16 protein-coding genes and 2 tRNA genes are annotated in these 21,347 nt (G+C 50.7%); 7 read left to right on the forward strand and 11 right to left on the reverse strand.

The window, feature by feature from the left end; translation table 11 throughout:
• Positions 1 to 5 precede the first annotated feature (5 nt).
• Positions 6 to 359, reverse strand: coding sequence for a hypothetical protein (locus ABD892_RS23325; protein WP_345198646.1), 354 nt, complete (start codon positions 357 to 359; stop codon positions 6 to 8).
• A 175-nt stretch (positions 360 to 534) separates the two neighbouring features.
• Here ABD892_RS23325 and ABD892_RS23330 point away from each other — a divergent pair, with 175 nt between their 5' ends.
• Entirely contained in the window at positions 535 to 2,007 is a 1,473-nt protein-coding gene (locus ABD892_RS23330; RefSeq protein ID WP_345198647.1) for a M20 family peptidase, read from the forward strand.
• A 47-nt stretch (positions 2,008 to 2,054) separates the two neighbouring features.
• Here ABD892_RS23330 and ABD892_RS23335 read toward each other — a convergent pair whose 3' ends face one another.
• Both ABD892_RS23335 and ABD892_RS23340 read right to left on the reverse strand, forming a co-directional pair.
• Entirely contained in the window at positions 2,055 to 4,556 is a 2,502-nt protein-coding gene (locus ABD892_RS23335) for an ABC transporter permease (protein ID WP_345198648.1), read from the reverse strand.
• Positions 4,553 to 5,251 carry an ABC transporter ATP-binding protein gene (locus ABD892_RS23340; RefSeq protein WP_345198649.1) on the reverse strand — a complete coding sequence of 233 codons (699 nt, stop codon included), beginning with the start codon at positions 5,249 to 5,251 and terminating at the stop codon, positions 4,553 to 4,555. Before ABD892_RS23340 ends, ABD892_RS23335 begins: the two co-directional genes overlap by 4 nt.
• On the opposite strand from ABD892_RS23340, the gene ABD892_RS23345 reads away from it, so the two are divergent.
• Positions 5,220 to 5,870 (forward strand): arylesterase, encoded by a 651-nt coding sequence (locus ABD892_RS23345; RefSeq protein WP_345198650.1) that lies wholly within the window; start codon positions 5,220 to 5,222, stop codon positions 5,868 to 5,870. The genes ABD892_RS23340 and ABD892_RS23345 overlap by 32 nt on opposite strands.
• A 161-nt stretch (positions 5,871 to 6,031) precedes the next feature.
• Entirely contained in the window at positions 6,032 to 7,213 is a 1,182-nt protein-coding gene (locus ABD892_RS23350; protein ID WP_345198651.1) for a protein kinase domain-containing protein, read from the forward strand.
• Between the two features lie 95 nt (positions 7,214 to 7,308).
• On the opposite strand, the gene radD is transcribed toward ABD892_RS23350, so the two are convergent.
• Complete coding sequence (gene radD, locus ABD892_RS23355) at positions 7,309 to 9,069, reverse strand: DNA repair helicase RadD (RefSeq protein ID WP_345198652.1); 1,761 nt, start codon at positions 9,067 to 9,069, stop codon at positions 7,309 to 7,311.
• 237 nt (positions 9,070 to 9,306) lie between these two features.
• Here radD and ABD892_RS23360 point away from each other — a divergent pair, with 237 nt between their 5' ends.
• Positions 9,307 to 10,689, forward strand: coding sequence for an APC family permease (locus ABD892_RS23360; protein WP_345198653.1), 1,383 nt, complete (start codon positions 9,307 to 9,309; stop codon positions 10,687 to 10,689).
• 20 nt (positions 10,690 to 10,709) lie between these two features.
• Here the strand turns inward: ABD892_RS23360 and ABD892_RS23365 are convergent, their stop codons facing one another.
• Positions 10,710 to 11,735 carry an AraC family transcriptional regulator gene (locus ABD892_RS23365; RefSeq protein WP_345198654.1) on the reverse strand — a complete coding sequence of 342 codons (1,026 nt, stop codon included), beginning with the start codon at positions 11,733 to 11,735 and terminating at the stop codon, positions 10,710 to 10,712.
• Positions 11,736 to 11,902: 167 nt separating this feature from the next.
• Here ABD892_RS23365 and ABD892_RS23370 point away from each other — a divergent pair, with 167 nt between their 5' ends.
• From ABD892_RS23370 to ABD892_RS23380, 3 genes are all read left to right on the forward strand, one after another.
• Entirely contained in the window at positions 11,903 to 13,819 is a 1,917-nt protein-coding gene (locus ABD892_RS23370; protein ID WP_345198655.1) for a DUF1302 domain-containing protein, read from the forward strand.
• Between the two features lie 12 nt (positions 13,820 to 13,831).
• Positions 13,832 to 15,193 (forward strand): DUF1329 domain-containing protein, encoded by a 1,362-nt coding sequence (locus ABD892_RS23375; RefSeq protein WP_345198656.1) that lies wholly within the window; start codon positions 13,832 to 13,834, stop codon positions 15,191 to 15,193.
• Between the two features lie 340 nt (positions 15,194 to 15,533).
• Entirely contained in the window at positions 15,534 to 16,403 is an 870-nt protein-coding gene (locus ABD892_RS23380; protein ID WP_345198658.1) for a hypothetical protein, read from the forward strand.
• 246 nt (positions 16,404 to 16,649) lie between these two features.
• On the opposite strand, the gene ABD892_RS23385 is transcribed toward ABD892_RS23380, so the two are convergent.
• From ABD892_RS23385 to mutY, 6 genes are all read right to left on the reverse strand, one after another.
• On the reverse strand, positions 16,650 to 18,134 hold the full coding sequence (locus ABD892_RS23385) for a DUF1254 domain-containing protein (protein ID WP_345198660.1): 1,485 nt from the start codon (positions 18,132 to 18,134) through the stop codon (positions 16,650 to 16,652).
• Between the two features lie 224 nt (positions 18,135 to 18,358).
• Positions 18,359 to 18,434: transfer RNA gene (locus ABD892_RS23390), tRNA-Phe, on the reverse strand.
• Positions 18,435 to 18,494: 60 nt separating this feature from the next.
• Positions 18,495 to 18,570 (reverse strand) — tRNA-Phe (locus tag ABD892_RS23395).
• Positions 18,571 to 18,685: 115 nt separating this feature from the next.
• A complete protein-coding gene (locus tag ABD892_RS23400; RefSeq protein ID WP_345198661.1) occupies positions 18,686 to 18,961 on the reverse strand; it encodes an oxidative damage protection protein in 276 nt (91 codons plus the stop codon).
• A 270-nt stretch (positions 18,962 to 19,231) separates the two neighbouring features.
• Entirely contained in the window at positions 19,232 to 19,816 is a 585-nt protein-coding gene (locus tag ABD892_RS23405; protein WP_345198662.1) for a hypothetical protein, read from the reverse strand.
• 351 nt (positions 19,817 to 20,167) lie between these two features.
• Positions 20,168 to 21,229, reverse strand: coding sequence for an A/G-specific adenine glycosylase (gene mutY / locus ABD892_RS23410; protein ID WP_345198664.1), 1,062 nt, complete (start codon positions 21,227 to 21,229; stop codon positions 20,168 to 20,170).
• Between the last annotated feature and the right edge of the window lie 118 nt (positions 21,230 to 21,347).

Consider the following 21,347-nt stretch of genomic DNA (forward strand, 5'->3'; position numbering starts at 1 on the left):
CAGAATCAGGGGATTTTATACGAAAAGACTTGGGCTCTGGGGTTTTCAGGCCGATTTCTTAGCTGTGAACTCGCGGATTCAGGGATATGTTTGCCTTCTCGGTCTGTTGGCTTGGGATCCAGGTAGACATTTTCAATCTTTCCTGCCTTCCAAAGTTTGAGCAGGCTGCCTGCTTGCTCTGACAAGCGCTCATCGAAAGCCTTGCGGTTAGCAACGGATTTAGGATCCCAGGTGACCAGATAGTAGTGATTGATTCGCGATGCATTGGTATCTGGTGTCGTGCCTGAATGTTCAGCAGTTGCTGCATGGGAAATCATTGAAGCCAACATCAGCAGCAGTAAAGGGGGCATTATTGCCATGCACAGATGTTGGTGTAGGACGTGTGTCGTTCTTTGGAAGGTACAACGCATAAGCCGGGTTCCTCTATTGAATAATGCGAGAAGCGGGAGCTCGGGGCATTACATAAAACGGCTTAAATTATGGTTGCTCTTCCGTTAGAGTGCAGACGGATGATAACGACAGAGAATGATAATAATGAAAAAAAGCGTTACAGGTTTGGCTGTCCTGTTTTCATTGCTGATCACTGTCATAGTGGTCAGAACCTTTCTATATACCGATTCCGAAACGTCACAAGACGGCATTCCAGGTGTAGATGTCTCACTGGATGAGACATCCGTTGTCAGTCGGTTGTCGCAGGCAATTCAGTTTCCGACGATTTCCCATGGTGGTAAGGCTTTTGATGCCGAGGCGTTTGCTGCATTCAATCACTTCCTGCGCGAGAGCTTTCCCCGGGTTTATAGTCAGCTGAAGGTTCAACAGATCAATGACTACAGCCTGCTTATGGAGTGGCAGGGGAAGGACGAAAAACTTCAACCTATTCTGCTGATGTCGCATATGGATGTGGTGCCAGTGATTCCCGGAACGGAAGACTCATGGACATGGCCGCCCTTTGAAGGAAAAGTGGCGGATGGCTACATCTGGGGGCGCGGTACGGTGGATGACAAATCCGGTGTGCTGGGCATTCTGGAAGCGACGGAAAAGTTGCTGGCAGAAGGTTATCAACCGGAGCGCAGTGTATTCCTCGCCTTTGGCCATGATGAGGAGATTGGTGGGCAGAAAGGCGCTGTGACCATTGCCTCGTTGCTGCAAAAGCGGGGTTTGTTTTTTGAATATGTTCTGGATGAGGGTGGTGTTGTCACCAAAGGCGTTGTGCCCGGTATTGAAGGGCTGGTGGCAGTTATCGGACCAGGTGAAAAAGGCTACCTGTCACTCAAGCTGACAGCAAAAGGCGGCGGTGGTCACTCGTCACAGCCGCCTTCTGAAACGGCGATTGGCCGGTTGGCAAAAGCTCTCTCCCGGCTGGAAGAAGATCCTTTCCCCATTAATTTGCAATATACGGCAGATTTTATTCAACAGCTTGGGCCGGACGTCCCGTTTGTGCAGCGTATGCTGTTTGCCAATCGCTGGCTATTTGAACCGTTTGCTGATGGCCTGGTACCCGATGTCCCGGCGCTGATGGCCGGTATGCGTACGACAACCGCACCGACCATGCTCAGTGGCAGCGTTAAGGATAATGTATTGCCGCTCAATCCCAGTGCCGTGGTGAATTTCCGGATTCTGCCCGGCGAAACCGTGGAGACTGTCACGGAACGGGTCAGGGAGGTCATTGACGACGACAGCATTACGCTGGAGAACTATGGCTTTGGCAGTAATCCATCCCGGGTATCGCCGACGGACAGCTTTGGCTACCAGCAGCTTGAGCGGAGTATCCACGAGGTGATTGCCGATCCGTCACTGCGTATTGCACCCAGGATTGTGATTGCGGCAACCGATGCACGACACTTTGATGCGTTGACGGACAGTAGTTACCGTTTCATGGGTGTCACACTGGGGCCGAAGGAATTGAAAGGTATTCATGGCACGGATGAGCGGGTATCGGTTGAGAGCTACCTGCAGGCCGTGAAGATTTATTACCAGTTAATCCGGAATTCGACAGGGCAATCCTGAGTTAAAACGACGCCGGCAGTGTTTTAAACTGCCGGCGTTCACACCGATCAGAGTCCTTCCCGCAACAGGCGCAGTGGAGAAGTGCGCACAACTCGTAAGGTGCCCAGGTAACCGGCTGCACCTATCAGGATTGCACCCGACAGTGGGAGCAACAGCCAGAGTAATGGCGTTGGCGTCCATGACAGTTCCAGTACCCGGGTAAACACCAGCCAGGTGCAGAGTTCTGCGCCGATGGCTGCCAGTAGTCCGGACAAACTGCCAAGTAACAGGAATTCTCCCATTTGAAGACGCTGCAGCTGTAGGCCCTGGGTGCCCAGGGCGCGAAGCAGGGCACTTTCCTTGATGCGTTCATCCAGTGTCGTTTCTATGCTGGCCCATAGCACCAGTAATCCGGCCAGGAACAGCACAACCAGCATGGCTTCCAGCGCCAGTATGCCCTGCTGGATCATCTGCCTTGCCTGGTTGATCACCGTATCCATATCAATAAGCGTGAGAGCGGGGAATGACCGAATCATGTCGTTCAACTGGCGACGTTGCTCCTGCGGCAGGTGGAAGCTGTTCAGCCAGGTGGCGGGGTAGTCTTCCAGGGTCGCTTTGGGCATGACCATGTAGAAGTTGGGGCGGAAATTTTCCCACTCCACTTTACGCAGGCTGGTGACATCGACGGTTAATGGGCGGCCTGCGAAATTGAAGCTCAGTGTGTCCCCAACGGAAAGATCCAGGTGTTCTGCCAGGTGGGATTCGACGGAGACTTCTCCTTCCTCGCCGGGTGACCACCAATCGCCGCTGATCAGGGTGTTGGTTTCCGGCAACGTATCTGACCAGGTGATATTCAGTTCACGATTGACCGCATTATGGCGTTGCTGTTCTTCGTCCAGTATCTCATTCAGGGGCTGACCGTTAATCGCTGTCAGACGCCCCCGGATAATGGGGTACATCTGGCTGGTGCTGATAGCCCGCTCTTTCATGAAAGCAGCCAAAGGACCAACATCGGTTGTCTGGATATTCAGGCTGAAATAGTTGGGTGCATCAGTCGGCAGCTGATCCTGCCACTGGTTCAGTAGATCCGTCCTCACCTGCATAGCGACAGCCATGACCATCAGGGTAAGGGAAAACGCCAGCAGTTGGGCAAGCGCCAGGGATTGCTGCCGGGTCAGGCGCCGCATGGCCATGCGCCAGACCAGCGTGACCTGACGTTGGTTAAAGCCACGGCTGAACAGGCGGAGAATGAACGACAGAAGCAAACCTGTCAGCGGCAATATTGCGGCGGCGCCTAATGTCAGGGACAGGGTCAGCGAGAGGTTCCCCGTCATGTACCAGGACAGGCTGACCAGGCTGATCAGCGCCAGACTGTAGACAATCCACGCAGAAGCGGGCGCAGGCGCCGGTTCACGCTTCAGCACCCGCAACGGTGTAATGCCACCGAGTCGCAGCAGGGGGGCAAGGGCAAAGCCGAGCAGTACAATCATGCCAGTGGCAGCACCCATCAGTATCGGCGTAATGCCGGCGGCTGGCAGCCAGGCGGGCAGCAGGTCTTGCAATAGCAGTACGGTGCCTTCTGATAGGAACCAGCCCAGCAGCAATGCCGGTGGGATGGCAACCGGGAGGATAAGAAACAGTTGCAGAATCACCATGGTCAGGATGTCGGAACGACGGGCGCCAAGGCAGCGCAGCACGGCAACCGTATCATAACGTCGTCGGGCAAAACGGCGCGCCGCCATGGCGATGGCAATTCCTGCCAGTAATACTGCCAGCTGACTGGCCAGTGCCAGAAAGCCGGTTACCCGGGTCAGGCTTCGGTTAAGTCCACGGCTATTGTCTTCTAAGTCCAGTAGTCGGTAGTCCTTGGGCAGGTTATCAGCCAGCCAGACCCGGAAAGGTTCAAGCGCATTTTCGGGGCCGGCATACAGGTTGCGCCAGGCGACACGGCTGCCGGGTTGTATCAGGTTGGTGTCGTCCAGATCGGCGAGATTGAACAGTAAGCGGGGTGAAAAACTGTAGAAGCCTTTGCCACGGTCACTTTCCAGGGTGATGGCGCGGGTGATGCGGAGTTCTTTTTCGCCAAGGGTGACGGTATCTCCGATAGTGATATTCAGCAGGGGGAATAGCCGTGGTTCCAGCCAGGCTTCACCCGGTACGGGAATCGTATTGGTAGTCTGGTCCGGACCGAAAGGTTGGTCAGCGATACGCACCTGTCCGCGCAGAGGGTAGCCGTTTTCCACACCTTTGGCGGAGATCATCTGCAGTTCATCACCGGCCAGGATGACACTCGGAAACTCAATGGTTCGGCTGTGCCTGAGTCCTGATTCAGAAGCTTTCTGGTCAATCACCGCATCGACAGGGCGGGAGCCCTGCACAAGCAGGTCGGCACCGATAACAGCTGCCACCTGTCGTCCAAGTCCCTTTTGCAGGCGGTCGCCGAATAAACCGATCGCCGTACTGACGGTCACCGCCAGCACCAGAGCAACCAGCAACAGGTTCAGCTCGCCACTGCGCAGATCCCGGTGTGTCTGTCGCCAGGCGGTGCTGAGCAATGAGGAAAGCGTCATGCGACGTCCTCCATCCTGCCGCCACTGAGCGTCAGCATCCGCTGGCAACGTTGCGCCAGGGTTAGGTCGTGGGTCACCAGAACCAGCGTGGTGCCCTGTTCCTCATTCATGCTGAAGAGCAGGTCTGAAATACGTGCGCCCGTCTTTTGGTCCAGGTTACCTGTGGGTTCATCCGCAAACAGGAGTTGCGGGCTGGCGACAAAGGCCCTGGCAATGGCGACGCGCTGCTGTTCTCCGCCGGACAGCTTGGCCGGGTAATGCGTCATCCGGCCTGCCAGACCGACCCGCTCCAGCCAGTGTTCAGCGGCTGCCCGCGCATCGGCATGACCGGTCAGCTCCAACGGCAGCATGACATTCTCAAGTGCTGTCAGTGAAGGTAACAGGTGGAAACTTTGAAACACGAAGCCTGTCGTTTTTGCCCGGAGGACTGCGCGCTGATCTTCATCCAGGTTACTGAGTGATTGCCCCGCCAGTGTGACGCTACCAGTACTGGGTTGATCAAGGCCGGCCAGTAATCCCAGCAATGTTGATTTACCGGAACCGGATGTCCCGACAATGGCAACAGTTTCGCCTGTCTTGATTTCGAGGGTCACGTCGGAGAGGATAGCCAGATGTCCGCCACCCGGATTATCAACCTGCTTGCACAGGGACTGGGCCCCAACCATGATGTCACTGACCTGTTTGTTATCACGCATGCGCCGTTCCGGATTGTTATTGATCTGTTGTCTGGTAATGGCTGTCCAGGCTCACGCATCTTCCCTGCCGGACCAGAAAACGCTGTTGGTCTTTGGCGACAGCCTGAGTGCTGCTTATGGCATTGATTCTCGCAAGGGATGGGTCGCATTGCTACAGGAAAAACTGGCAGGGACGCATCCTGAGTGGCAGGTGGTGAATGCCAGTATCAGTGGCGAAACCACGTCGGGAGGATTAAGCCGGTTACCTGAGGCATTGGAAACGTATACCCCTGACCTGGTACTGCTTCAACTCGGTGCCAATGATGGATTACGTGGCTTGCCGCTTAAGGGTATGAAGAACAATCTTTCCCAAATGATTGTATTGTCGCAGCAACAGAATGCAGACGTTCTCTTGTTCGAGATGCGTATTCCGCCTAATTACGGGCCGGTATACAGTCGACGTTTTCAGGGTGTATTCAGTGAACTCGCTGATCAGCATGATATCGGATTAGTGCCATTTTTCCTTGATGGTGTAGCAGGCGATGCAGCATTGAATCAGCCAGACGGTATTCATCCTGTTGCCTCTGCTCAGCCAAAATTATTAGAGAATATCTGGTCATTCATTGTGACATCCTTGTAATGAGTTTTCGTGATTTAAGTTTTTATTGGTAACTTGTTAGTTAATTTCGCGCTGTTACTGAGAAATACGTCTGTTTGTATTGTCAAATTTTTTCATCAAGGATGAAGTTACTGTGAGGCTTCTTGTTTTTCTTTCTGTTGGATGTATATAGGTAGGCAGTTATGAATGTTGCGGGTGAAGGCAGTAGGGTTATGGGAGGAGGAAATGGTCAAGAAAGGTCTCCTTTGTCTGATAATAAGGAATCGATAGGCAGGGTGCTTGGAAGTGCAAAATGGCATATGAATCGTTTGGGTAAAGTAGTTTCAGGTGAGTCGCATACTTATATAAGGCGGAAGAGAGGTCAGTATATTTTCAAGTTGCTTAATTCGTTACCAATAAAGGCACTGTATGAATTTGGCGTTGAAGAGAAAGTTGTTCATTCTTTTTTTCAACATGACAGTAAGTCAAAGGCATTGAAAGAGGATTATTTGTACGTTGGGAAGGGGGTGAGTGGTGTAGTAAAATTTGCACTTGCATTGAATATTCATACTGGAGAGTCATGCCTTTGTGTCGCGAAAAAAGTAAAAGGAATCGCAAATGTCGCATGGCGGGAGACAGTAACAGGCGTTGAAAGAGAATGTCGATTGCAATCAGAAGCCGCAGAAAAGGACTTGGCAATACCTGTTTATGAGTGGGTTGATACGTACAATAAAAAATACCAAAGACAATGTATTATCTTTATGAGGTTGAGTCATGGCGTTACACTCAGAAATTTTCTTAGGGTTTCAGATATTGCATGCAATCAGCTCGCCCAAGTGACAAGAATTAAGATTGTTTTGCAGATGATAGAAAAGGTGCAAGCATTGCATCAGTGCGGGATATATCATAGGGATCTGAAGCCAAATAATATAGTCGTTGAAGTAAAGCGTCGTGACGGTGTAGATCAGCTTGATATAAAATTCCTGGATTTTGGTATGTCGACCAAGGACAAATATCATAGATGTGGTTATGAACGGGTTTTGATTTGTTGTGCGAGTGAAATGTTACATGAGTACGCTTACAGTGCGCCGCTGGATATCTATTCATTGGGTTGTGCTATCGTGTCGGTGATTAATAATGGCGCTGATTTTGTTGTTAACGATGAAAAGGCGGAAAAAGGTGTTACTAGGTATCATGATTTTTCGAAAGTGGAGGAATTCAGACCTGTAATAATAGACAAAATAAAGAGGTGTCATTTAAAAATAAAAAACATGGAATACTTTCTTTCTAAGGTGCTTCTTTCAGAGCCGAATCAGCGCCCAACAATTGACCAGATGAAGGTTGGGTTCGAACAGTGGAGTAAAGAATCGGCAGAGTGGACATAAGTCCTGGTGCATCAGCATTTTCGCGTTAAAGCGCCTTATTTTTTACAGATTCTATGCTGTTGTTCAGTGAGTTACGTTTTTTAGGTAACCCCGTATTATTCGGCGCAGGTTGCTCTCCGATAACGCCCTTCATAATCAAACAACTTGTCACGGATGCGCCAAAAGGCTTTTTCTTTGGATGCGATAACAAAATCCGGTTTTCGGAACTTTTTCTGTTGATCTATCACGGCCTGAACCGATGATGCACGAAACGCTTCTCCCCGATTGATTAATGCGTGTTTACCAAAGTGGTGGTAGAACGCACCTTGCTGGGCCGGGGTATCCAGTCGAAAGTATTCCTGCAGTTCTGCACCGTCTTCGTCGTAGTAGGTAATGGTAATCCGTTCATTACCCTGACGGTCAACAGAGGGGAGCATCGTCATGCCGGCGCAACGGATGACCATGCAGTGATGCAGATTCAGTGCTTCCCGCAGCTTTTTATCCGGATCAACCAGTGCTTTGCCGCAATCATGGCATTTACGGGCGGCGATATCGTTTTCTGCCTGACACTGGTCGCACTCCTTGAAACGGTAACGGAAGTCACAGCGTACCCGTTTGCCGTCGTATTCTTCAAAACTCTGGCAGCGGCGTCCATAGTGCTCAACCAGGTCACCGTCGTTGTCGACGAGTCCCCAGAACTGATTATCGAAACCGCAGGCCGGGCAGGGAATAGTGACTGGCACTGCACGGGAATCGGGTCTGGCGGAGCCTATTTCCGGGCTGAACAGATCAAAATGATTGCCGGCAAAATCCATGACCAGGCAGTCTTCCTTGCCGGGCGACAGGCGCAACCCTCGGCCGACGATCTGCTGGTAGAGACTGACAGACTCCGTAGGTCGAAGGATGGCAATAAGGTCAACATGGGGGGCATCAAAACCGGTGGTCAGCACGGCGACGTTGACCAGGTATTTCAGCTGTTGGTCTTTGAACGCACTGATCAGCTTTTCCCGTTCTGCACCCGGTGTGTCTCCCAGTATCAGCGCCGCTTCATCCTGTGGCAGGTAACGGATAATTTCCCTGGCATGATCCGTGGTGGCGGCAAAAATCATTACGCCCTGTCGCGTTTCCGCTTCCGTGATGACTTGCCTGATGATTTGGGCGGTAGCACGGCCTTTTCCCTGCAAGAGTTTATTGAGATCGTTTTCTTTGTATCGTCCGAAAGGATCTCTTGGAAGACGGCTAAAGTCATAAAATGCGACGGGGGCATCCAGCAATGTTGCTGGCGTAAGAAAACCCTCCCGAATCATATGGGATAAAGGCAGCTCAAAAATGCAGTCCTGAAACAGCCGCGCTTCTTCTGTTCTGACAGCACCCTTGCAGTGGTACTGATACAGCCATCCCAGTTCCAGGCGATAGGGGGTTGCCGTCAGTCCGAGAATACGGAGATTCGGGTTGTGGGACTGCAGGTGACGGATCACCTTGTGGTAACTGCTGTTTTTTTCCAGTGAAACCCGATGGCACTCATCGATGATCAGCAGGGTGAAGTTGCTGTCGGAAAAGGCTTCCAGATTCCTGACAACAGATTGCACACTGCCAAACACGACCTGTTCAATAGCCTCTTTCTGCCCAAGTCCTGCACTGAATATGGAGGCTTTCAGCCCATAGCTTTCGTACTTGGCGTGGTTCTGTTCAACCAGTTCGCGAACGTGAGCCAGTACCAGGACGCGCCCCTTGGCGATACGTCCCAGTTCACTGATGACAAGGCTTTTACCGGCACCAGTTGGCAGCACGATGACGGCCGGTGCGCAGGACTTGCGGAAATATTGGATGGTATTGGTGACAGCGTCTTGCTGGTAAGGGCGAAGTTGGTAGGCCATGGCCGGATTATACCTGAGCTGAAAAGGCTCACGCAGTGCAATAATGAAATATTCCGTTTTTTAGGCAGAAAAAACAGGAAATTATGCTGTCATCATCCATACTCTCCGCCTTCGAACTGAAATGAAGACGATAAACAGATGATTCCAATGGATAGCGATTGCTGAAGACTACGGGGTACAAGGGAACTGTTATCGCTGGATAGTAATCGGCCAATACAGCTGAAAGAGGCTGCCGTGATGACTCGCCAACTGGGTGCGTTTCAGATTTGCTTCTGGGTTGTTGCAACCATTCAGGGGCTGACGGTGTTTGTGCCAGCGGCCTCCCTGGGCGTATCGGTGTTCTTCTGGTGGCCTGTGATTGCCTTACTGTTTCTGCTGCCATATCTGGCTATTTTGTGTGAACTGGGGACGACCTGGCCCAGTGCCCATGGTATTCATTATTGGGTGACACTGGCCTTTGGTTCTCGTTGGGGTGCCCGGTTTAGCTGGTATTACTGGCTGAATCTCCCAGCGTGGTACCCGTCAACCTTTCTCGTCAGTTCAGGGGTATTGGCAGAACTGTTTTATCCGGAACTGCCGTTGTGGGGGCATGTCATTATTGCCGTTGTATTCAGTTGGGTCTCGGTCTGGCTGGTGATTTGTGGCCGTGACCTGACCCGGGCGCTGAATACCGTTGGCATGGTGACCCGGCTAATGATTGTTGCGACATTGATTGTCGGTGGTATCCAACACGCTGTCACCAAAGGGATGGCGAATCCGGTGAATGTGGAGACACTGTCCCCCCAGTTAGATAACGCCATTATGTATCTGCCCACATTAGTGTTCTCTGTGATTGGTGCAGAGTTGATTGCCAACCTTATTTTCCGTGTGGGCAATCCCAGGCATGACCTCCCGATAGGACTGTTTGGCGGTATGCTGTTTTTACTGTTACTGCATGCGGGCGGCACCTTTGCGGTGTTGTCGACAGTTCCCCGTGATCAACTTGGACTGGTATCCGGCCTGGTTCAGACGTTTCGGATTATCTTTGGATGTAGTTTTGTTGGGCAACTTCTGACCTGCCTGCTCGGTCTGGCGACCGTTGTGACGTTTGTCTGTTATATGAGTCTTTGGGCGTTGGGGGGCTCGGAAGCCGCGGCGGCCGGTGCAGAACATGGTGAAATGCCCAGTTTTTTTGCACGACGTAACCTGCATACCTGGCAGCCAGCCGGTGCGGTATTTCAGACAGGCTTGTGGTCGACGCTGTTGCTGATTATTTATGGTTTCATGGCGGATACCGCCGATGACCTGTTCTGGTCTATCTTTGCATTTTCCATGGTGCTCTACTTCTCAACGTATTATTTTATTTTTGCCGTGTTTCTACGGTTGCGTCGCACGCAGGCTGATACGTTTCGTCCCTTCCGTGTACCCGGTGTATTCGTCGCCTGGCTGTCAGTCCTTTCCGCCAGTACTGTACTTGGCTTGAGTATTGTGCTGTTTATTTTTCCCGATATTTTTACGTTGGAAATTGACTGGTGGCACAGTCTCCCGATTCTTCTGGGTATTGTTCTGGCTGTGGGGCTGCTTGAGTTTTATGTGCGCAGCCAAAAGATCGAGATTCAGGACAGCAGTAATAGGAAATAACACATTTTTGCAGGCGGGCATCACGCGGATGCCCGGGATTTTCGGTACTGACTGGGTGTCATGCCGGTCCAGCGTTTGAAAGCGCGGCTGAAACTGCTCTGGTCCACAAAGCCCAAGGTAAACGTCAGTTCCCCAATACTTATGTTGGAGACTTCCAGGTAGCCCAGTGCCAGCTCGTGGCGAATCGTATCCAGCAGCTCCTTGAAGGAATTGCCTTCATCCGCCAGTTTACGATGCAGGTTTCGTGCGCTCATGTTCAGTGAGGAGGCAATGCATTCCTGGTTCAGGTGCTCCGTGCCGAGCAAACGCATGATTTCCTTGCGTACCCGAAGGCTGGTGTTTTCATTATTCATGCGCTGCAGGTATTCATTCAGGATCTGGTCATTGACCCGAGCCAGCTCCGAGTTGGCGCTGGGCAGGGGGGCTTCAATGACCGCCGCATCCAGAATGATTTCATTGTTTTCTGCGGAGAACAGAATCGGGCAGGCAAAGAACTGATCAAATAGACGTCGATTGTCTGGTTCTGGACGGCACAGGTGAATGCTCCGGATACAGTTGTGATCGCCTGGCTCCAGAATGTCGCGAATGACTTTGACGACAACGGCCATTAAAGCGTCAACCGGTTGAAACGGGCGCCCGGGTTGTTCGCTGGAACGCATGCGTATAGCAACCTGCTGTTCTCCGTATTCAATGGAAATCATGCCGATGGTGGACACCACGCGGGCATAACGCACCATGCGTTCTATGCAGTCATGCAGGGTATTACTGGCCTGAAGGGCAAACATCAGTGCATTGAGATGGGTCGGAAAGATGGTTTCCGCCACCCGGATGCCGATGGCTTCATTACCGGTTGCCGCTACTGCTTGACGCCACAGGCGCCACATGGTGGTGACAGGGATACGGGCTTCCGGTTGACGCAGGCGCTCCTTGTCAATACCAGCAGCTGTAAAGATACCTGCGGAATCCACGCCTTCTGTCTGCAAGGCTCGTTCTATCGCCAGTGCCCAGCTTGCGAGAGTCGTTTGGGTCTCTGCGTTGTTATTCATGTACGACCGGGTTGTGTCTGAAAAGATCAAAAACTTGGCCTGTGCGGGCCAGCAGGACAAATCGGGAACCGTTATCGTCGTTATTCTAAGGGAAGCGTGTCGTTTGGCCACAACGTTTTGTAACACCTTCCCGCCATAACAATAAAGAAAACAGCGAGAGCCTTTCCATGAAGTACCCTTGCCGTCCGCGAACGGGGCAGACGACGCTGCTTGCCCTTGCGATCAGTCTGAGCGCCGCGCAATCCTCCCCGGTTAACGCACTGACTTTTGAACTGGCCGATGGTGATATCCAGGGCCGTCTGAACACCACGCTTTCCATTGGCACCAGCTACAGTACGGCAGCACCGGACAAGGACCTGCTGCCAACGGCCTATGGCGGTCGGGCTGGTGGTATTAATAGTAATGATGGTCGCCAGAACTTTGATCGTGGTGATGCGATCTCCCGTATATTCAAGGGTTCCACTGAACTGTCACTGAATTACGAAAATTATGGTGCCTTCGTCAGTGCCAAGTACTGGTACGACGATGTACTGGAAAACGGTAAAGGGCGTTTTAAAGATTTTGACGACAGCGGTTTTGATTCGCTGGCGAAGTTCTCCGGTGTAGCGCTGATGGATGCCTACGTCTGGGGAGAATTCGAGGTGGCAGACCGGCCGCTGGATATCCGTTTCGGACGTCAGGTACTGAGCTGGGGAGAGAGTACCTTCATCCAGGGCGGCATTAATGTCATTAACCCGATTGATGCCAATGCTATTACGCGCCCAGGAGTGGAACTCAAGGAAGCACTGTTACCCGTCAATATGATCAGTGCGTCGTTTGGTTTGACGGAAAATCTGTCCGCAGAAGCCTTCTATCAGCTGGAATGGCAAAGCACGGTGTTGCCTGGTTGTGGCACGTTTTTCTCTCAGTCTGATGCGATCCCGCCGGGGTGTGGGCCTCTCTATGCAGTATCAGGTCTGACGGAAGAACAGCAGGAAGACATGTCGCTCGTTAATCCAGCTCTGCCAGATACTGCCAACATGGTGTTGCAGCGCCGAGCGGATGATACGCCTAGTGACAGCGGTCAATGGGGAATTGCGCTGCGTTACTTTGCCGAATGGTTGAATGACACCGAGTTTGGACTCTACGTCATTAACTATCACAGTCGTTTGCCCTATGTTGGAGCCATCACCGCAGATTATGATGACCGCCCAGGTAATGGATTTTTCCTGAATGGCGTTACCAATAATCCTGCCTATTGCCCTCCACCCGGTGCTCCCTGTAGTCCTTTTGCACAGGGACCGGAATACCTGGTAGCTTTCCCCGAAGATATTCGTTTGTATGGTCTGAGTTTCAATACCAGCGGACCTTTCGGAATGTCACTCTCCGGTGAAATCAGTCACCGCCCGGATATGCCCATCGCTATTAACGGTCAAGACTTCCTCTATGCCACTGGTTTCCTGGATACCGAATCGCCCATCGTGGATGAGATTTTCGATATTACATTGCCATCCGCCGGTTCAGGACCAAACGTTGCCCGTAACGAAGGACTTTATGGTATGCGGGTAGACAGCTACCGCAAAAAGCCGGTCACCCAGATGCAGGTCACCATGATCCAGACATTCAGCGATATTCTGGGCAGTGATCGTCTGAGTGTGGTCGCGGAAGTCGGCGCTATCCATGTGGGGGACCTGGAAGATGAAAGTGAGATCAAATACGGTCGTTCCGCCCTGTATGGTTCCGGTGAGGAAGGGGTAGCGATCGCCTGTCAGAACGACGACATGAATGCCGAATACTGCACGCTGGATGGTTTTACCACCGACTGGTCCTGGGGTTACCGGGTTAAGTCGCAGCTGATGTACAGCAATGTTTTTAAAGGCATCAATATCACGCCGGGTGTCGCCTTTAAACACGATCTTAACGGTTACTCCTATGCGCCAGGCAGTCAGTTTGTTGAAGGGCGCAAGGCCGTCACTTTATCGGTCAACCTGGATTACCTCGGTACTTACAATGCGGGTCTGAGTTACACGGATTTCTTTGGTGGCGAGTTCAATACCCAAACTGACCGCGATTTTCTTTCCATGACCGTTGGCATGAAGTTTTAACAGGTGGCTTGCATGATGTTAGATAAAACCCGAAAGACCGTGTTTAAACTCAGCGCCCTCAGCCTGATGCTCTTGGCGGTTAACGGCCATGCCAAGGTATCAGAACAGGAAGCACAGAAACTGGGGACTGAATTGACCTGGATGGGCGCTGAAAAAAGCGCCAATGCGGATGGCTCAATACCGGCGTGGAATGGCGGTTTTGTGCCAGCCGATAAAGCGGATTCGCTGGATAATCCTTTTGCAGAGGATGTGATTCTATTCACCATTGACCAGAGCAATGTTGAGCAATACAGGGATAAATTATCACCGGGACAGCAGGCACTGATTGCGAAATACCCAAGTTTCAAAATCAATGTATACCCGACCCGCCGTAGCGCCGCTTATCCGCAGTCGATTTATGAGGCTACTCGCGAGAATGCCACGCAGATTGAATTAAACGACAAAAACAGTGGGTTGAGGGGAGGCTATGTTGAAGGTGTGCCATTCCCGGTGCCGCAAAGTGCTGAGGAAATTCTCTGGAATCACATCACTCGTTATCGCGGCGGGATGATTGATCGTGTTGTGCACCGGATGGCGCCCCAGGCAAATGGCGAATATATCGCTTCCAAGATCTGGCAGACCATGGTCTTTAACAGCCATATCAAGAATTCGTCGGCTGACGATAACATGCTGTTTTATTTCCTGGGTGAAACGCTTTCTCCAGCGCGTAATGCCGGTACCATGACGCTGGTGCATGAAACACTGGACCAGTTGGTCGAACCCCGTAAGTCATGGATTTATAACGTCGGTCAGCGTCGTGTACGCCGTGCACCACAGGTTGCCTATGATTCGCCCCAGAACAATGCCGACGGTCAGGCGACGTCTGACAACATGGATATGTATAACGGTTCACCGGACCGTTATGAATGGAAAATCGTGGGTAAGAAAGAGCTTTATATCCCCTATAACAACTACCAGTTACACGATAAAAGCCTTGGATACGATGAGATTGTTCAGCCCGGTCATCTGAACAGCGATCTGGTGCGTTATGAACTGCATCGCGTCTGGGAAGTGGAAGGCGTTCTCAAAGACGGTGTTCGCCATAGTTATAAAAAACGAACGTTCTTTATTGATGAGGATACCTGGCAAATCGCTGTCGCCGATCATTACGACAACCGGGACGAGCTGTGGCGTGTTGCTCAGGCCTACCACATTAATTTCCACAATGACTCCGTGCCCTGGTATACAGCAGAAGCTGTGTATGACCTGGTATCCAATCGCTATCTGGTCAGTGGTTTGAGCAATGAAGTGAACAGTGAATTTACATTCGGTGGTGAAATGAACAAGCGTGAATTCAAGCCGTCTTCACTCCGCCGTAAGGCAGGTAAAAACTAATGTGCCCGTATTAGATGGGTGTTTAGGCAAAAGATAAAAAGCGGTTGTCCTTGTTGCCCTGCTGAATAGTCATTGGCGTCTATGCAATGGTTCAGGCAGGGCAAAAGTCATCATGGCATACACACCAGCACTTCTGTTTAGCACAAGGGAACATCACATTTATAAGTAATCTCAACGGCATAGCTGAAAATAGCCAGGCAGGTTCATACCTGTCGGGCAGTTTTCAATAATATGAAATCAAGAGGTTAGATTGATTAGCGATATATAAGTGCCGATGCTCTGGTCAACGATAAACTGATGGCTGCGATCACTTTCCAATCTGGTTTGTTGGAGAATTATAATGCCGTCGTTCATATCGCAATATCGTGTAATTTTCTCGATTACCCTCGTTTTTTCTGCAATATGTTCCAATGTATTTGCGGCTGACAATAGTCATGCGTTGGTGAAGGGGAAAGAGTTAACCCCTGAAGCAAGGGTTGAGGCGATTAATCAAATAAAACTTGTTAAACCTCAGGTGATGGAAACTGACGCATTGTTTTCAGCAGAGGAACCTGATTACAGTAAAAAACTGTTTGTGGATAGCGGCAGTTTTGTTGTGTTGTCTCAGAACGTTGAGCAACAGGCGACAAAGGATGTCATTAACTCAACGCTGTTTGCTCAGTTAGCGGCTAGTCATGACTATGATAAAAACACCCAGTTGGTCCAATGGTATAAACGATACACTGAAGTGATGAGCATTCAGGGCTGGGATATCAGTGATTTCGATGATAGTGCTCTTGTCTCGGTTTCAACAGATTTGAGTGTCAGCGAAGCCATTTTTGATGTTCTGAAAACAGCGCTTACCGACCCCTCTGATAAGGCAATGGTGAATGCAGCGATATCGGCCTTAAAGAAGCTGGAAAAAGAAGGGCCTTTTATTTCTCTGTTTAACCATTCTGCCATTGGCGCAAATCAGGCAAACTTTCAGTCATCTTTTGTGACCACTGATCCACACGGTTTGGTGAGTATGAACCTGGGGTATCTCGTTGTTGGATTTACTGATCTGAGCACAACTATTCTGTTTTTGCGTGTTAAAGAAGGTGAGTCGTGGATCAAAAGTCACAGCGAAACGATTAAGTTGGATTATGACGTCTTTAACCAAGTACGTGATCAGATCATCGAGAAGTTGGGAGATAACGCCCGGTCTCAAGTGGCTGGGATTGATCTGTAAGTCGTCACTCTAACTTTCACACTGTGAGTCAGGAAGAGGTTTCTGGATTGTTTAATGATTGTTAGTAATGCCGTCAGTGGCTTTTGGCTCGATACTGTACATTTGCCTTCTTTGTAAGCTGTTCGACTGGCTATGAATGTCGGGCTTAGTAACAAACATTGATCTTAGCGTTTCTTTCCATGATGTCTTCGGACTGCAGTGTTAGAGAAAAAGAGCGGCTTATAGCCGCTCTTTTTTCAGGTCTTATCAACCTTGCTGAACTTTCTGGATACCCGGCAGGAACTTGTGCAGGGTTTGCGGATTGCGGGTTTCTTCACCCGGCAGGTAGATGCGGTAGTTGATCCGGAACAGGCCTTCATCAGGAGAGGGCAGCCAGTTGCTTTCAAGACCTTCCGGCTTTTCATGTTGGATGTAAATGGTCAGAGAGCCATCGTCGTTATATTGAAGGTCAGTGTTGCGATCACCAATGGAGTAGCGGTCGATTTCATTGTCGATCAGCTGGAAGTTGGTGCCGTACATGGTCAGAGACCAGAAGCCCTTGTCCTGCAACTGGGGAATCTCATCCTTTTCAAAATGCAGTACATATTTCTGGGAGCCATCCAGCAGGTTGGCCTCGACATCTTCATAGGTACTGAAATAAACACCTTCTTCACGGCTGTGAACCAGCAGTCCTTCCAGTGCGCCTTCTGCCCGGTTGATGAAGTGGTAGCCGTACTCACCTTCATGCAGGTTATTCCAGCGGGTCGCGTAAGGTGTGCCGCGGTACTTCACTTTCCAGACCATGATGTTGTCGACATCATCCAAAGCCCGCTTCAAGCCACGTTGGATGGCGGAGTCTAATGCATCACCGGCAAAGGGTTTGCCCAGTTCGATGCCGATGCTCTGGAACATACCGACAGCATCACGCTGATGTTCACGGGGTGGGTTCTCATTCAGCAAGTCAGCCATTTGTTCGAATAATGCCAGGTCTCCGTCGTATTCTTTGCGTTCCATCTGTACGGGATTCACCTTGCCGAAGCCGTCTTCTTTACCCCAGTTGCTCAGGCTGGTGGTGAAGACCTGTTTCTGGATCTCCATGACCTTGGCGATTTCTTCCGGGCTGTCTTTGGCAATGCCATAACGCAGGGCGATGACGGCGCTATTCGTGGGCATACGACGCAGGCTTAGACCCTCCGGTACTTCTCCTTGCCAGTCCGGGCCAACAAACAGGAAGTTACCGCCTTTACCACCGGTTGAACGGATACCAATGTATGGCAGGTTTTCCAGGTAAGCATCGGCAATCTGGGCGCTCCAGTATCGGTCGAGCACATCCGGAATGGTGACAACCACGGGTTCGTCTTTCAGCTCCAGTAGAACACCGCTATAGATGGTGTCGTTGTTGGGAGTATAGGGGAGGGTGTCGTCTGCTGTAGCGAGCTTGGTCATGTGGCCGAATTCATTGATGGGCGCGCAGGGGCAGATTTTGCGGGACATGACGAAGTCCAGCTTGCGCTCGTTTAGTCGCAGGCGACGCTCCCGCTCAAAGATTTTCAGCGGCAGACCGTAGACGTATGCCTGCACCCCGAGGGAATAGGCCCAGTTCTCCTTGCTCTGGTCATCACGCGCCTTGATTTCCTGCATGGTCATACCGGCATCCGGATTTTTCTTCTGCAGGTTGGGGCCCTTGAGGATTGCGTAACCGGCGGTCCCGAGAATGGCGGCGACAGCCACCACGAGGAGTTTGCGCTTCATAGGAATCTTGTGTCCTTTTATTCGAATTATTCATGACGTTCAGCGCACTCAGGGTATCGTCGGGAAAAATTTATGGCCTGCCAGTGGCGGCCGAGTTTTGGCCTTTGGCGGACAGGTTTGTGAACGAGGCGTTGAGGGGGGGCGCGGGGTTGTCAAGCAGTGGGAGTATCAGGAATAGAACGAAAAAAGCCCCGATGCTGATTAGCAACGGGGCTTTCCTGATATGGTGCCTAGGGGCGGAATCGAACCACCGACACGCGGATTTTCAATCCGCTGCTCTACCAACTGAGCTACCCAGGCACGACATTCGTGCACGTGATGGTGTGCTTACCGCCAGCGTATTTCATGAGAAGTGAAACATGGTGCCTAGGGGCGGAATCGAACCACCGACACGCGGATTTTCAATCCGCTGCTCTACCAACTGAGCTACCCAGGCATTGGCGTGAATGCGGCGGTATTAAACTGTTTTACGTTCTGGGAGTCAACACCCCCGGCGGGATTTTTTAGTAGGGATAAAATGCACTGCTGTGCACTTTATCCGTCCGAAGCGTTCAGTCGTTCTTTTCCGGCACGTAGCCTTCGGCCATGTCGTAGTCGCTGCCGGCGAAGAACTTGTCCATCTGTTCGCCCAGATACTTACGGGTCTGTGGGTCGAGCAGATTCAGGTGCTTCTCGTTGATCAGGCGGGTCTGATGCTGGGTCCACTGCGTCCAGGCTTCACGGGAGACATTCTCATAGATCCATTTACCTTTTTCACCGGGGTAAGGGGGGATATCCAGTCCGGGGGCGTCTTTCTTGAGTTTCACGCAGTGTACGGTACGGCTCATGGTTGGGCTCCTGAGTTAACGCTGAGCGCAATCATAACGGTATTTTGTACGGAGTAGGAGTTTTAAAGGGATAGGAATGACTTAATTGAGCCAATATGTATGTTGTTTTTTATTGAAACGAAGAAGTTTTTAGCTCTTATCAGTAACTATCAATATTAACTGCTTTCATTAGTTGGAATTCAATGCTGCTTGGGGACTCTTAAGACTTGATAGAAATTTAAAATAGAGTGGCTGATACATTACGATCAGCCACTTTTTTTAAATTTTTTATTACACTATAAGCTCACGTTGAGCTCTACGATTTTCAAAGTTTTCATTCGTTCTTTCTAACCACTGATCAAACATTTTCATGAGTGAAGGGCATTCCTTAAAATTGATTGATGTTCCCATAGCTTTTGCTACGAGTTTGCAACCACCAGTACTAATGCCATAAGCCAGACAACAGACTATTTCAATTGGAAGTATCAATAGTGCGGGTACCGCTATGATCAATGTACAAAGAATACAGAGGGGACATTTGAAAGAGGTTGCGATAACCCCCGCCAGGTTTTTAAATGCAGTAAGAATACCCAGAACCGCGCCGCCAGCTGTACCAATAATAAAGAACGGTATCACTAATGGACAGCAACATATTCTGCGGCAAGTGAGGGATCTCCCCTCGTGGTGTTCAGGTATGTGTTCAGGTATCGGTTCTCTCCCGTAATTGGGATTGCTTAGATAGAATTGACGCTCAGCGGGGGATTTTTTCCACTCTGGTACTCTGGAAGTTCTTTTAGCATCCTCCATTTCACCTTCCATTAAATGATATTGGTTAAGTCCTGTGTCTGAAGCAGAAAGTGCTCGATACCTTTCCATAAATAGACCTCCGATCTGGAAATAAGCAAGGGAATAGCGACAAGATAACATTTGCGAGGTGTCAACCTGCCTCGTGCATACGTTAAGACAATTTTTTTCATGAATAATTTAGTTTTTTTCGATTTTAATTAGAATTGTTTATCTAGATGTTTGATTTACTGTTTCTTTTTAATCTATTCGTTGTGTTTTTAGTGATGGCTAAGAATCAATTAACAAGATGGGCTGGTGAGGAAATGGATTTTTATCCATTGAATACGCTGCCAGGTTACCCTGCAGCGTATTGATTTTATTGCTTAAAAGAAGATTGAGGCTGTTGTAAAGCGAGAAATTATTTCCTTTTTTGTTTGTCACCTAAAGACTTTTTGCAAGTAGCCCTAACAATTTCATGACGGGGGCAGGCATACCTAAGTGGGCAGTGGAGGTGACAGATATCCAGCACCATTGGGTATTGCCGTGGAAGGCATAGCTTTCATCGGCGGTGAATGCTTTGATCGGTGTAATGTCCAGATGGTAATGGCTGAATGTATGTCTGAACGGTGTCCAGGTTTCCATGCCATATAATCCGGTACCAACCATTGCTTCCGCTTTTTCATCCAATGATTCATCGATGCTCACCTCCGGGAAGTTCCAGAGTCCACCCCAGATGCCTTGTGATGGCCTTTTCTGCATCAGGACTTCACCTACATGATTCACCACCATGAGCATGCGAACCTGGCGTTCAGGCAGGGTTTTCTTGGTTTTTTTGCCCGGATAGGCGGCGGTGTCGCCCATGGCATGGGCCATACAGCTTTCCTGCAGGGGGCAGAGGTGGCAGGTGGGGCGCGTGCGGGTACAGATCATCGCACCCAGATCCATCATGGCCTGGGTGTACTGGGGAAGCCGTTCACTGGGGGTATGGTTTTCGGCGATATCCCAGAGTTTATTGGCAACAGTGCTTTGCCCCGGCCAACCGTCTATCGCGTGGTGCCGGGCCAGCACCCGTTTGACATTGCCGTCCAGAATCGGGGCGCGAATACCCATGCTGATACTGGCGATAGCACCAGCCGTAGAGCGGCCAATCCCCGGCAATTCTGTCAGTTGGTCGACAGACTGGGGAAATTCACCGTGAAATCGCTCTACCACCTGGCAGGCCGCTTTGTGCAGGTTCCTGGCGCGGCTGTAGTAACCCAGTCCACTCCAGAGGTGCAGGACATCATCCACAGGTGCCGAAGCGAGAGCGTGGACATCCGGAAACCGTTCCATAAAGGTTTCAAAATAGGGAATGACCGTTTTAACCTGGGTCTGTTGCAGCATGATTTCGCTGATCCAGACCCGGTACGGGGTGATGTTCTGCTGCCAGGGCAGGTGTTTGCGGCCGTGCTGGTCGTACCAGTCAAGGACGCGTTGGCTGAAGTTTCCGGCGGTTTGGCTCATTCAATTGGCATTCAAGTAAAGGTTGATTATCTCGTTTTTGTTATCAGTGGGCACTATGCGCTTATGGCTGTCATGTGAACAGTCGGGGTATTACCTGTGCTGACAGTATCCATCCACG

Source organism: Kistimonas scapharcae (assembly GCF_039540975.1).
Lineage (GTDB): Bacteria > Pseudomonadota > Gammaproteobacteria > Pseudomonadales > Endozoicomonadaceae > Kistimonas > Kistimonas scapharcae.

Coding starts and splice junctions, on each gene's coding strand:
- ABD892_RS23375 (WP_345198656.1), top strand. CDS start 13,832: ATGATGTTAGATAAAACCCGAAAGACCGTGTTTAAACTCAGCGCCCTC.
- ABD892_RS23370 (WP_345198655.1), top strand. CDS start 11,903: ATGAAGTACCCTTGCCGTCCGCGAACGGGGCAGACGACGCTGCTTGCC.
- mutY (WP_345198664.1), bottom strand. CDS start 21,229: ATGAGCCAAACCGCCGGAAACTTCAGCCAACGCGTCCTTGACTGGTAC.
- ABD892_RS23360 (WP_345198653.1), top strand. CDS start 9,307: ATGACTCGCCAACTGGGTGCGTTTCAGATTTGCTTCTGGGTTGTTGCA.
- ABD892_RS23400 (WP_345198661.1), bottom strand. CDS start 18,961: ATGAGCCGTACCGTACACTGCGTGAAACTCAAGAAAGACGCCCCCGGA.
- ABD892_RS23385 (WP_345198660.1), bottom strand. CDS start 18,134: ATGAAGCGCAAACTCCTCGTGGTGGCTGTCGCCGCCATTCTCGGGACC.
- ABD892_RS23340 (WP_345198649.1), bottom strand. CDS start 5,251: ATGCGTGATAACAAACAGGTCAGTGACATCATGGTTGGGGCCCAGTCC.
- radD (WP_345198652.1), bottom strand. CDS start 9,069: ATGGCCTACCAACTTCGCCCTTACCAGCAAGACGCTGTCACCAATACC.
- ABD892_RS23405 (WP_345198662.1), bottom strand. CDS start 19,816: ATGGAAAGGTATCGAGCACTTTCTGCTTCAGACACAGGACTTAACCAA.
- ABD892_RS23350 (WP_345198651.1), top strand. CDS start 6,032: ATGAATGTTGCGGGTGAAGGCAGTAGGGTTATGGGAGGAGGAAATGGT.
- ABD892_RS23330 (WP_345198647.1), top strand. CDS start 535: ATGAAAAAAAGCGTTACAGGTTTGGCTGTCCTGTTTTCATTGCTGATC.
- ABD892_RS23325 (WP_345198646.1), bottom strand. CDS start 359: ATGGCAATAATGCCCCCTTTACTGCTGCTGATGTTGGCTTCAATGATT.
- ABD892_RS23335 (WP_345198648.1), bottom strand. CDS start 4,556: ATGACGCTTTCCTCATTGCTCAGCACCGCCTGGCGACAGACACACCGG.
- ABD892_RS23365 (WP_345198654.1), bottom strand. CDS start 11,735: ATGAATAACAACGCAGAGACCCAAACGACTCTCGCAAGCTGGGCACTG.
- ABD892_RS23345 (WP_345198650.1), top strand. CDS start 5,220: ATGATGTCACTGACCTGTTTGTTATCACGCATGCGCCGTTCCGGATTG.
- ABD892_RS23380 (WP_345198658.1), top strand. CDS start 15,534: ATGCCGTCGTTCATATCGCAATATCGTGTAATTTTCTCGATTACCCTC.